9 protein-coding genes are annotated in these 10,468 nt (G+C 73.0%); 5 read left to right on the top strand and 4 right to left on the bottom strand.

Translation table 11 applies throughout. The features are described 5' to 3' along the window. Positions 1-59: 59 nt before the first annotated feature. From C1I99_RS23810 to C1I99_RS23800, 3 genes are all read left to right on the top strand, one after another. Positions 60-869 carry an SDR family NAD(P)-dependent oxidoreductase gene (locus C1I99_RS23810; protein ID WP_111136436.1) on the top strand — a complete coding sequence of 270 codons (810 nt, stop codon included), beginning with the start codon at positions 60-62 and terminating at the stop codon, positions 867-869. 168 nt (positions 870-1,037) lie between these two features. Then, the gene (gene pyrE, locus C1I99_RS23805) at positions 1,038-1,577 is read left to right on the top strand and encodes an orotate phosphoribosyltransferase (RefSeq protein ID WP_111136435.1); all 540 of its coding nucleotides are present in this window, start codon (positions 1,038-1,040) and stop codon (positions 1,575-1,577) included. A 57-nt stretch (positions 1,578-1,634) separates the two neighbouring features. Then, positions 1,635-2,012 carry an ArsR/SmtB family transcription factor gene (locus tag C1I99_RS23800; RefSeq protein WP_007073957.1) on the top strand — a complete coding sequence of 126 codons (378 nt, stop codon included), beginning with the start codon at positions 1,635-1,637 and terminating at the stop codon, positions 2,010-2,012. Between the two features lie 57 nt (positions 2,013-2,069). On the opposite strand, the gene C1I99_RS23795 is transcribed toward C1I99_RS23800, so the two are convergent. The 4 genes from C1I99_RS23795 to C1I99_RS23780 form a co-directional block, all read right to left on the bottom strand. Beyond that, positions 2,070-2,783, bottom strand: coding sequence for a DedA family protein (locus tag C1I99_RS23795; RefSeq protein ID WP_111136434.1), 714 nt, complete (start codon positions 2,781-2,783; stop codon positions 2,070-2,072). A 213-nt stretch (positions 2,784-2,996) separates the two neighbouring features. After that, positions 2,997-5,522, bottom strand: coding sequence for a polynucleotide kinase-phosphatase (locus C1I99_RS23790; protein ID WP_111136433.1), 2,526 nt, complete (start codon positions 5,520-5,522; stop codon positions 2,997-2,999). Beyond that, positions 5,519-6,955 carry a 3' terminal RNA ribose 2'-O-methyltransferase Hen1 gene (locus C1I99_RS23785; RefSeq protein WP_111136437.1) on the bottom strand — a complete coding sequence of 479 codons (1,437 nt, stop codon included), beginning with the start codon at positions 6,953-6,955 and terminating at the stop codon, positions 5,519-5,521. The genes C1I99_RS23790 and C1I99_RS23785 overlap by 4 nt, the downstream gene beginning before the upstream one ends. 184 nt (positions 6,956-7,139) lie before the next feature. Beyond that, positions 7,140-8,696, bottom strand: coding sequence for an LPXTG cell wall anchor domain-containing protein (locus C1I99_RS23780; protein WP_111136432.1), 1,557 nt, complete (start codon positions 8,694-8,696; stop codon positions 7,140-7,142). 178 nt (positions 8,697-8,874) lie between these two features. Between C1I99_RS23780 and C1I99_RS23775 the strand changes: the two genes are divergently transcribed. Continuing rightward, positions 8,875-9,360 carry a SigE family RNA polymerase sigma factor gene (locus C1I99_RS23775; RefSeq protein WP_111136431.1) on the top strand — a complete coding sequence of 162 codons (486 nt, stop codon included), beginning with the start codon at positions 8,875-8,877 and terminating at the stop codon, positions 9,358-9,360. Next, positions 9,357-10,418: an LCP family protein gene (locus C1I99_RS23770; protein ID WP_111136430.1), complete on the top strand. Its 1,062-nt coding sequence runs from the start codon at positions 9,357-9,359 to the stop codon at positions 10,416-10,418. Before C1I99_RS23775 ends, C1I99_RS23770 begins: the two co-directional genes overlap by 4 nt. Positions 10,419-10,468: the final 50 nt, after the last annotated feature.

The following is a 10,468-nucleotide window of genomic DNA, read 5'->3' as shown; positions in this document are numbered from 1 at the left end:
CCCCCTACCTGCCGCCGCAGCCGCCCGCGCCCCCGTACCCGCCAAGGTGAGGACCGCCCGTGACGCTCGACCAGCCGACCACCGAGCGCCGGGCGCTGATCACCGGGGCGACCGCCGGCATCGGCGCCGCGTTCGCCCGCCGGCTGGCCGCGGACGGCTGGCACCTGGTGCTGGTGGCGCGGGACGCCGGCCGACTGGCCGAGACGGCGGCCGAGTTGACCGACCGGCACGGTCGGGAGGCCGAGACGCTGGCGGCCGACCTGTCCACCGACGACGGTTGCGCCACGGTGGAGCGGCGGCTGACCGAGGGAACCCCGGTCGAGTTGCTGGTCAACAACGCGGGCATCAGTCTGAACACCCCGTTCCTGCGGTCCTCGGCCGAGGAGGAGGCGCGACTGCTGCGGCTCAACGTGCACGCCGTGATGCGGCTGACCCTCGCCGGGCTACGACCGATGGCCGAACGACGGCGCGGGGCAGTGATAAATGTCTCTTCCGTCGCCGGTTTCGGCGCGGTCATGCCGGGCTCGACGTACTCCGCCAGCAAGGCGTGGGTGACCAACTTCAGCGAATCCGTCGGCCAGTCGGTGCGCCCGTACGGGGTGCGGGTGATGGCCCTCTGCCCGGGCTACACCCGCACCGAGTTCCACGCCCGGGCCGGCATCAACATGTCCAAGACACCGGAGTGGATGTGGCTGCGGGCCGAGGACGTGGTCGACGAGGCCCTGCGTGACCTGCGGAAAGGCAAGCTGGTCAGCGTCCCCGCGTGGAGGTACAAGCTCGCCGTCGCCGGTCTGCGGCACGCGCCCAGGCGGCTGCTGGAGGCCGTCGCGCGGGACACTCGGGGCCGCACCGGCCGCGACGTCGGCTGACCGCCGGCGCTGGCCGTCGCCTTTCCACCCGCCACCAACCCACGGCGCGAGTTACCCGCTCAACGGTCGCTCAGCGTAGTGGGACATCGCCATCCGTCGGTCGCCCGCGGGGTGATCCGGGTGGACCCCGCACGCGGCTCCCAGATATGCGCAGTACGCTCTATCGCCATGGGGCACCACGACGACCTGCGTAAATTCATCTCTGAGCTGGCTGTGGTCCATGGCCGGGTGGTGCTCTCCTCCGGCCAAGAGGCGGACTGGTACGTCGATCTGCGCCGCGTCACGCTCCATCACCAGGCCGCCCCGTTGGTGGGCCGGGTGATGCGCGACCTGACCGCCGACTGGGCGTACGACGCGGTGGGCGGGCTGACCCTGGGGGCCGACCCGATCGCGCTGTCGATGCTGCACGCGGCGTCGGCGGCCGGCCGCCCCCTGGACGCGTTCGTGGTTCGCAAGACGGGCAAGGCGCACGGGCTGCAGCGCCGGATCGAAGGGCCGGACGTGGCCGGACGACGGGTGTTGGCGGTGGAGGACACCTCCACCACCGGGGGGAGTGTGTTGACCGCGGTCGAGGCCCTTCGCGAGGCCGGGGCCGAGGTCGTGGGTGTGGCGGTTATTGTTGATCGAGGCGCCGGCGACGCGGTGCGAGCCGCCGGACTGCCGTACCGAGCGGCCTATACGTTGGCTGACCTCGGCCTTGTGGCGTAAAAGTCTGCCGATTCGGATCTGCTGATATGCAGGCGGATCGATGCTGCTGGTGGAAGGATGGAATACGTGGGAACTGCGTTGGCTGAAATGACTATGCCTCAGATCTCGCCGCTTGCCGGCGAGCCGATCGAACGTGCCGATGCCGAGCGGCTGGCCGGGGTCCTCAAGGCCCTCGCCGATCCCGCGCGGCTGCGGCTGCTCAGCCTGATCCAGTCGGCGCCCGAGGGCGAGGCGTGCGTGTGTGACCTGACCGCGCCCCTCGGCCTCTCGCAGCCGACGGTCAGTCACCACCTGCGCATCCTCACCGAGGCCGGCTTGCTGGAGCGGGAGAAGCGCGGTGTCTGGGCCTACTACCGGCTGGTCCCGACCGCGATCGCCACGATCGCGGATCTGCTGACCCCGCCGCGCAAGCGCGCCACCAAGAAGGCGCGCTGACCGTACCGATCGTCCGGTGCCATCCCGCTGCGGGACGGCGCCGGACGGCCGGTGGGCTCAGTGCTTGCCGTAGTGCTCCCGGGTCTCCCGGATGGCCTCCTCGGCGGCGGCCCGCTCCTGCGGGGTGGTGCCGCGCTTGGCCGCCATGCGTGCCCGCAGCAGCTCGACCACGATCGGGACCACCGAGATCCCCACGATCGCGATCAGGATCAGCTCGATGTTCGCCTTGACGAACGGGATCTGGCCGAGGAAGTAGCCGAGCACCGTCACGCCGGTGCCCCAGAGGATGCCGCCGATCACGTTGTAGACCACGAACGTGCGGTAGTTCATCCGGCTCACGCCGGCAACGATCGGCGTGAACGTCCGCACGATCGGCACGAAGCGGGCCAGCACGACGGACCGGGCGCCGTACTTCTCGAAGAAGTCGTGCGCCTTGAGCAGGTTCTCCTGCTTGAACAGCTTCGAGTTGGGCCGGCGGAACAGCGCCGGGCCGACCTTGCGGCCGAACGCGTACCCGACCTGGTCGCCGGCGATCGCCGAGACGGTGATGAGCAGGCAGACCAGCCAGAGCGGGTAGGTGATGTACTGCCCGTCGGCGGTGAGCAGGCCCGCCGTGAACAGCAGCGAGTCGCCCGGCAGGAAGAACCCGATCAGCAGGCCGGACTCGGCGAAGACGATGGCCAGGATGCCGATCAGCCCGAACGTGGAGATCAGTACCTCCGGATCGAGCCAGCTGGGCCCGAGGGCCAGGGTGGCGGTGGGCGTCGGCACGAGGTGACCTCCGATGTCTGGCGGTGGGGGTGGCGGAATGTCGCCATCGGCGACGGCACGACCGTAGTCTAGGTGCCCGCCCGATCCGTCCGGTGCCTGACGTCACACCCCGAGCCCGCTCCCCCGGTCGGCGGGGCGCGGCGACCAGTGCCGGCGACGCGCCGACCCAGCGCCCGCTTCCTGACCGGAGGAGCGCGGCCGGGGCGGCCGGGCTTACAACCGGGGGTCGACCGGCTCGGACTCGCAGGCCAGGATCGCGAAGACCAGCTCGTGCCTGCGCCACAGCGGCGCCCCGGCGACCAACGCGTCCAGCGCCGCCAGGCCCAGCCCGTGCTCGCGCAGGGCCAGCCCTCGCTTGCGCCCCAGCGACCGGCGGCGCAGCGCGGTCAGCTGCGCCGGCTCGGTGTACCCGGGGCCGTAGATGATCCGCAGGTACTCCCGGCCCCGGCACTTGATGCCCGGCTGAAGCAGCGAGCCCCGCGCGCCGCGCGCGGCCGGCCCGGCGTACGGCTTCACCACCATGCCCTCGCCGCCGGCGGCGGTCAGCGCCGACCACCAGTCCGTCGCGGCGGCCTCGGCGACCGGGTCGGTGAGGTCGACCAGCTGCCGCCGGGTCGCGGTGAAGAACTCCGGGTCGGCGGCGCAGAGCCGGTCGGCCAGCTCGAGGTGCCAGCCGTGGTCCCGGTCGGCGTAGCTCGCCTTGGCGCCCGCCAGCACCGCGAACGGAGCGAGGGTCACCCCACGCAGCCCGTCGGTCGACCCCACGTACGCCCGGTAAACGTCGGAGTAGGCGAGCACCTCGTCCCGGCGGCGGGCCGTCCGGTCCCGCAGCCCGGCCACATCCAGCCCGCGGGCAGCCGCGGCGTCCAGCGCGGCCAGCGCCGCCGGCAGCGCCGCCCGGCCCGCGGCGCCGACCCCGGCATACTGCTCGCGGATCAGGCCGCCCGCCTTCGCCGACCAGGGCAGCAGCTCGCAGTCGAGCAGCAGCCAGTCGGTGCCCAGCTCGTCCCAGAGCCCGGCCCGGGCGACCGCCGTCCGCACCCGGTCGAGGAGTTCCGTGTCGAGCGGCCCGCCGAAGAACGGCCGGCCGGTGCGGGTGTGGACCGCCCCGCCGCCGGGCCCGAACGGCCCGCCGTCCGGCCCGCGGCAGACCAGCACCACGGCCCGCGAACCCATGTGCTTCTCCTCGCAGACCACCCGGTCCACGCCCGCCGCCCGGTAGTCGGCGAACGCCTGCGCCGGGTGCTCCAGGAACCCGTCCACCGTCGAGGTGGAGCAGGGCGCCATCGTCGGCGGCAGCCACACCAGCCAGCGCGGGTCGACCGCGAACCGGCTCATCACCTCCAGCGCCGCGGCGGCGTTCTCCGCCGGCACGGTCAGCGACCCGTACCCGTGCGCGATGTGCCGCCGCCCGGCCACGTCGGTCAGCTCCAGCACCTGGTCCGGGCGGGCCGGGGCGGCGGCCAGCGGGCGGGTCGGGGCGTACCACTCCCGTTCCGCCGGCACCGAGACCAGCTCCTTCTCCGGGTACCGCAGGGCGGTGAGCCGGCCGCCGAAGACACAGCCCGTGTCGATGCAGATGGTGTTGTTCACCCACTCCGGCTCCGGGGTGGGCGTGTGCCCGTAGACCACCATCGCCGAACCCCGATACTCCCGCGCCCACGGGTAGCGCACCGGCAGGCCGTACTCGTCGGTCTCGCCGGTGGTCTCGCCGAACAGCGCGAACGACCGGACCCGGCCGGAGGCGCGGCCCTGGTACTCCTCCTTCAGCCCGGCGTGCGCGACCACCAGCCGGCCGCCGTCCAGCACGAAGTGGCTGACCAGGCCGTCGACGAAGCGAGCCACCTCGGCCACGAACTCCGCGGGCTCCGCCGCCAGCTGCGCCATCGTCTCGGCGAGACCGTGGGTGAGCCGCACGTCCCGGCCGCGCAGCTTGCGCAGCAGCTTCTGCTCGTGGTTGCCGGGCACGCAGATCGCGTGCCCGGCGGCGACCATGCCCATCACCAGGCGCAGCACGCCGGGGGAGTCCGGGCCGCGGTCCACCAGGTCACCGACGAAGATCGCGGTACGCCCCGCCGGGTGCGTCGCGTCCACCGGCTGGCCCTGGTCGTCACGGCGCAGCTCCCAGCCCAGCCGGGTCAGCAGCGCCACCAACTCGGCGCGGCAGCCGTGCACGTCGCCGACGACGTCGAACGGCCCGGTCAGCTCGCGCCGGTCGTTGAACAGTTTCTCGTACCGGATCTCGGCGGCGTCGATCTCCGCGGTGCCGCGCAGCACGTGCACCTTACGGAAGCCCTCCCGGGCCAGCTGCCCGTACGTGCGGCGCAGATCGCGGGACATCCGGGCGAGCACCTGACGGCCGAAGGTGCGGTCGGCGCGCCCCTCGGTGCGCTCCCAGGCCAGCGCCTCGGGCACGTCCAGCACGATCGCGACCGGCAGCACGTCGTGCTCGCGGGCCACCCGCACCAGCCCGGCCCGGGCGTGCGGCTGGAGGTTGGTCGCGTCAACCACCGTCAGCCGGCCCCGACGCAGCCGGGTCGCGGCGATGTGGTGCAGCGCGTCGAACGCGTCGGCGGAGGCTGACTGGTCGTTCTCGTCGTCGGCAACCAGGGCCCGGAAGGCGTCCGAGGAGAGCACCTGGGTCGGGGCGAAGTGCCGGCGGGCGAAGGTGGACTTGCCGGAGCCGGAGACGCCGACCAGTGCCACCAGGGCGAGCTCGGGGATGTCGAGGACGGTCATCGGCTGGTCTCCTTCCGGGTGAGCACGGCCAGCTGGGTCGGGGCGCCGACCTCCGGGTCGTCGTCGCCGACCCCGCTGATCTTGACCGTGTAGCCGAAGGTCGCGCCGACCCGGGCGGCCCACTCGGCGAACTCCGCCCGGGTCCACTCGAACCGGTGGTCCGGGTGCCGGAACCGCCCGGCCGGCAGCCCCTCGTAGCGGACGTTGTGCTCGACGTTCGGCGTGGTCACCACGACGGTGGCCGGGCGGGCGTGGCCGAACACGGCGTCCTCCAGCGCCGGCAGCCGGGGCGGGTCGACGTGCTCGACGACCTCCATCAGCACCGCCGCGTCGTAACCGCGCAGCCGGTCGTCCCGGTAGGTCAGCGCGGACTGCCAGAGCTTGATCCGGTCGCGCTGCCGCTCGGGCAGCCGATCCAACCGCAGCCGCCGGGCGGCCACGGCCAGCGCGTGGGTGGAGACGTCGGTGCCGACGATCTCGGTGAACCGGCGGTCGCCCACCAGCGCGGCGAGCAGGGCACCCCCGCCGCAGCCCAGATCCAGCACCCGGCTCGCACCGCTGGCGACCAGCGCGGCGAGCACCGCCTCCCGGCGGCGGACGGCCAGCGACGGCTGGCCGGCCCCACTCTCCCCGGCGGTCTCGTCCACGGCGTCGGCCTCGACGGCCGGCTCGTCAGCCAGCCGTTGCTCAGCCAGGCGGGCCAGAGCCACCCCGGCCAGCGATCGGCGGTGTGCCAGGTAGCGGCGGATGATCATGCCGCGCTCCGGGTGGTCGGCCAGCCAGCCGGCACCGGCCCGGAGTAGCTTGTCCACCTCGTCGGGGGCGACCCAGTAGTGCTTCGCGTCGTCCAGCACCGGCAGCAGGACGTACAGGTGGTTGAGCGCGTCGGCGACGCGCAGCGTGCCGGTCAGCGTCAAGTCGACGTACCGGCTGTCGCCCCACTCGGGGTGCCGCTCGTCGAGTGGGATCGGGGTGGCGGTCACCGCCCAGCCGAGCGGGGTGAACATCCGCGCCGCCACGTCCCCGCCGCCCCGGCAGCGCAACACCGGCACGCGGACCTCCAGCGGGATCGGCGAACGGACCAGCTCCGGCCGCTCCCGCGACTCACCCCGTAGGGCGGAGCGGTACACCCTGGCCAGCGCCGAGGAGAGCAGGCTGGACGCCGCGTACGGCCGGTCGTTGACGTACCGCCCGAGGGTGAAGCTCTCCGGGGTGGCCGTCGGCTGCCGGCCGCGGCCGCGCGCGCCGGCCAGCCGCAACGGGTCGACGTCGAGCAGCAGGGCGGCGGTGCAGCGCTGCTCGCCCGCCTCCGGGTAGAAGACGTGCGCGGTGCCGACCGGCACGTCGAAGGAGTGCGCCCGCTCGGGGTGCTTGACCAGCAGGTGACCGAGGTCGGTCGCCGGCCGGTGCGTGGTGGTCAGGGTGAGCAGCACCGACACATGGTGTCAGTGCCCTGGATCTTGCGTCGTCCCGTTTTCACTCTGTCGCTGGTTGGGTTCCGGGGAGCGCGTTCGTCGGCGGTGGATCGGTCGGGGCAGCGGGCGGGCGGTGCCCGGGTGGAGACGATGGTGCCCCGCCGACCGGGTGGTCGGGCGGGGCACCGGTGGTACGAATGGATCAGGCGACGAAGCGGGTCCGGCGCCGCCGGGCCACCAGGTAGCCGCCGGCGCCGGCGGCGAGCAGCAGGCCGCCGATGCCGGCGACCAGGCCGGTGGACTCACCGGTGATCGGCAGCGAGCCGCCGTCACCGCCGCCCTGGCCGTCGTCGCCACCACCGTTCCCGCCCTTGATGGCCAGCGGGGCGGTGTCGTTCTCCGGGTTCAGATCGGCGATCTGGCCCGGCTCGCCCAGGTCGAAGTGCAGCAGCTGCACCGAGCCTGCCGCACTGCCCACCTTGTCGATCCGGAAGCCGAACTCGAAGACGGCGGAGTCGCCCTTGCGGAGCAGCTCGAACCACTCGCAGAAATAGATGCGGCCGCCCGGCTCGCCGTACCAGCCGGTCGGCTCCTCGACAGTGCCCGGCGAGCACTGGTCCGGCGCGTCCACGACGGTTGCGCCCGCGGGAATGGTCACCAGGGCGCCGGTCAGGAGCTCCCCGGGACCGTACGAGTTGATGGCGGCGGGGCCGTTGTTGACGAAGCCGACCTTGGCGGCGACCGTTGTGCCGACCGCGCCGGTCAGTTCGGCGCCGGTGGCGGCGACGTCGGCCCGCTGGTCACCGGTGACGATGGCGTCGATGTCGGTGACGTTGTTCGTCGTGTCCTCGTCGGTTTGCTTCAGCGCACGGGCCCGCGCCGTCGGGGTCGACACCAGCTGCAACAGGTCCCCGCTGCCCTTCTCCCAGTCCGCGTCGGCCGGGAAGCCGGCGATGAACTCCGCCCAGTCACCCTTCGCGAACCAGACCGCCTGGCCGTACTGCCGGCCCGGCGCCCAAGCGTCGGACGCGATCTTCAGGGCAGCCGAGCCGTCCAGTTGACGAGTCTCTCCACCAGGGATTTCCTGGTCGAAGTGGCACTGGGTGAGGCTGCTGCCGAACGCCGAGAGGTAGGAGCAGTTGGAGTGCCGCTGCGCTGGAGCGAGGCCGGGAGTTGTGGCCAGCAAAAGCACCGCGCCACGGACGGTCCGGTCGCTGGCGTTCGTCACCGTGAGCGGCGCCCTGACCGTCGCGCCGGGGTTACCGGCAAGCTCCAGAGAGGGCTCAGCCTGCAGGTCGACGCCCTCGCCGACCTCGATGGTGGATCGGGCGGTAGCGTCGGGTCGGCCCTTGACGGCCACGCTCAGGGCAAGCTCGCCCTTGTCACCGGGCTCAGCGGAGTCCTTGGCGGTAACGGTCAGGTCGACGAGGTAGTCGATGGTGTCGGCACCGTCGAGCCTGCAGGTGATGACCGGACCTGTCTCCGAGCAGCCCGGCATCCGATCGCTCAGCACGACCTTGGCGAAATCATCGACCTCGCTGCGATCGATGGTGAGAGTCAGCTCCTTCGGCAACATCTCGGTGAAGGCGTACAGGGTGACGGACTTGGCCTCCCCGCCTGGCGCGACCAGCGCGTTATTGGCGTACAGGAAGAAGTCCTCCGCACTTTCCTCGGCGGAGGCGGGGGTGGCGGAGGCGGCGACGAGCGCGCCTGCGACGCCCAACCCGGCGAGCCAGCGCCGGGTGGAGTGGCTGAGCATTGGGGGTTCCTCCCGTGGGGGTGACAGGTGGAGCCTGCGGATCTTAAAAGAACTCTTAAGCCGGCGCGTCGCTCCAGACGGTCGCTGGCTGTGGAAACGAGCCGAACGGCTGATCAGGATCGCCGCAACGTTCCGCCTGCCCGCACCCGTCATCAGAGGCAGGAGCCCGGGAGGTGTTGTGACATACGAGGAGTTCGCCGACTCACGGCTGGCCGCGTTGCTGCGGTACGCGGTGATGCTGACCGGCGACCCGCACCAGGCGCAGGACCTGGTGCAGGAGACCATGGTCCGGGTCCAGCTGAACTGGCGCCGGGTGGCCCGGGCGGAGTCGCCGGAGCGCTATGTGCGCCGGATGCTGACCAACCAGTACGTCGACTGGCGGCGGGGTTCCTGGGTGCGCCGGGTGCTGCTGCGCGGCGAATCGGACGACGGGGTGCCGGCGCCGGTCGACCACGCCCAGCACGCCGTGGACCGCGACCAGGTCTGGTCGTGGCTGGCCCAGCTGCCGCGCCGGCAACGGGCCACCCTGGTGCTGCGCTACTACGAGGACCTCCCCGACGCGGAGATCGCCGACATCCTCGGCTGTGCCGTGGGCACCGTCCGTTCGTCCATCTCCCGCGCCCTGGCCACGCTGCGGACGGAACACGTGGAGGTCTGCTCATGATCGACGACGACCTGCGGGCCGCGTTCGCCCGGCACGAGGCACTGGCCCCGCCCGCCGCCCCGGTACGCGCCGCGATCGACCGGCTGGCCGCCACCCGTCGCCGCCGCCGGCAGCGGCTCCGGGCCACCGGTGTCGCGCTGGCCCTGGTCGGCGCGCTGGGGATCGGGATACCGCGGCTCGCGCCCGATCCGGTCGCCACCGACGCGACGCTGCTTCCCGCCACGGCCGCCCCGGCACCGGCCGGGCCGCTGAACATCCTGCTGCTCGGGGTGGACGCGGAGCCCACCCAGCGGCCACCGAGGGCAGACTCGGTGCTGCTCGTGCACATTCCCGCCGACCGCAGCCGGCCCTACCTGGTCTCGCTGCCCCGCGACCTGCGGGTGGCGATCCCCGGCCACGGGGCGGACAAGCTCAACGTGGCGTTCGCCCACGGTGCCCAGGGCGCCGGCCCCGACCTGGCGGACGGGTACGAGCTGACTCGCCGGACCGTCGCCGGCCTGACCGGCGTACGCGTCGACGCCGGCGCGGTGCTCACCTACCGCACGCTGCGGGCGCTCACCGACGAGGTGGGCGGGGTGGAAGTGTGCCTGGCCAGCCCGGTCCGCTCCGCCCACACCGCACGGGTCTTCCCGGCGGGCTGCCAGCGGCTCGACGGGACGGCCTCGGTGGACCTGCTGCGCCAGCGGCGCGGGCTGCCCGAGGGCGGGCTCGACCGGGATCGCAACGCCCAGATCTTCGCCGCCGCGCTGATCCGGCGGGCCGCCGAGCGGGACGTGCTGACCGATCCGGCGAAGCTTTTCGCGCTGGTCGCGGCGGCCGGCGCGGACCTGGTCGCCGGCACCGACGGTACGCCCCTGGTGGACCTGGTCAAGGTGCTGCCGCAGCTGAAGTCGGCCGAGCCGGTCGGGCTCAGCTTCCCGGTCGACGACCCGGAGCGCGCGATCCGGTACGTCGAGCCGGACCCGGAAGCCGCCCCGGAGTTCCTCGCCGCGCTCCGCGCGGACCGGCTGGCGCAGTGGGCGGCGCGGCACCCGGACCGGATCAACCGCATTCGCTGACGACCGCCCCGCAGCCGTGCCGCACCACCCACCCGCCCGCAACCGTGGCC

The organism is Micromonospora deserti (assembly GCF_003236335.1).
In the GTDB taxonomy this organism is placed as follows: Bacteria; Actinomycetota; Actinomycetes; order Mycobacteriales; family Micromonosporaceae; genus Micromonospora; species Micromonospora deserti.
This window is presented reverse-complemented; position numbering and strand designations above follow the sequence as displayed.